Here is a 1,338-nt window from a genome sequence, read left to right on the forward strand (position 1 = left end):
ACCGCTGATAGGGACACGGCCACCCGTGTTGGGGTAGGTCTCTTCGTAACGTGGCTGCCGGCAGTCCGACGCCTGACCAGCGGCCGAGGCCACGAACGATGCGTGGAGGCGGGTCTGGTGAACGGCGGGTACGGCGTCTTCCTCGGGTTGGACGTCGGCAAGGAAGGCCATCACGCGGTCGGGTTGGCCCCGGACGGCCGACGGCTGCACGACGCGCCGTTGCCGAACACCGAGGCCCGCCTTCGGCAACTGTTCGACAAGCTGGCCCGTCACGGCGTGGTTCTGGTGGTGGTCGACCAGCCCGCCTCGATCGGCGCCTTGCCCGTGGCGGTGGCCAGGGCGGCCGGGCATCAGGTGGCCTACCTGCCCGGACTGGTGATGCGCCGTATCGCCGACCTGCACCCCGGCAACGCGAAGACCGACGCCCGCGACGCCTACGTCATCGCTGACGCCGCCCGGACCCTGCCGCACACGCTGCGGCGGGTCGACACCGGCGACGAGACCCTTGCCGAGCTGGAAGTCCTCGTCGGCTTCGACGACGACCTCGCCGGCGAGGCCACCCGCGTGGCGAACCGGATCCGGGGCCTGCTCACCCAGATCCATCCCGCTCTGGAACGTGTCCTCGGCCCGAAGGTGCAGCACAAAGCTGTGCTGGAGCTGCTGTCGCGCTGCGGCGGACCGGCCGGCCTGCGCAAGGCTGGCCGCCGCAAACTCGCCTCGATCGCCGCCGTCCACGCGCCCCGCATGGGCGACCGACTGGTCGAGCAGATCATGACCGCCCTCGACGAGCAGACCGTCACCGTCCCCGGCACCCAGGCGGCGGAGACGATCCTGCCCCGCCTGGCTGACAGCCTCCGCGACACCTTGCGGCAACGCGACCAGGTCGCCGGCGAGGTCGAAAGGATCCTTGATGCACACCCTCTCGCCCCGGTCCTGACCTCGATGCCCGGCATCGGCGTCAGGACCGCCGCCCGTATCCTGCTCGAAGTCGGCGACGGCACCGCCTTCGCCACACCCGGGCACCTCGCCGCCTACGCCGGCCTCGCCCCCGTCACCCGACAATCCGGCACCAGCATCCGCGGCGAACACCCACCCCGCGGTGGCAACAAACACCTCAAACGCGCCTTCTTCCTCGCCGCGTTCGCCGCCCTCGCCGACCCGGTCAGCCGCGCCTACTACGACCGGAAACGAGCCGAAGGCAAACGACACAACGCCGCCCTCATCTGCCTCGCCCGCCGCCGCTGCGACGTCCTATACGCCATGCTCCGCGACAAGATCCCCTACCAACCCCGCCCAACGGCACCGATCCCCGCTTGACGAAACCCATAGGGACACCCC

The 1,338-nt window shown here is 70.6% G+C and carries 1 protein-coding gene; it reads left to right on the plus strand.

The window, feature by feature from the left end; translation table 11 throughout:
• Window positions 1-117 precede the first annotated feature (117 nt).
• Window positions 118-1,317: an IS110 family transposase gene (locus tag ACIP9D_RS32840; RefSeq protein ID WP_350877583.1), complete on the plus strand. Its 1,200-nt coding sequence runs from the start codon at window positions 118-120 to the stop codon at window positions 1,315-1,317.
• Window positions 1,318-1,338 lie beyond the last annotated feature (21 nt).

The sequence above is a fragment of the Micromonospora sp. NPDC093243 genome (genome assembly GCF_044753725.1).
Taxonomy (GTDB): Bacteria; Actinomycetota; Actinomycetes; order Mycobacteriales; family Micromonosporaceae; genus Micromonospora.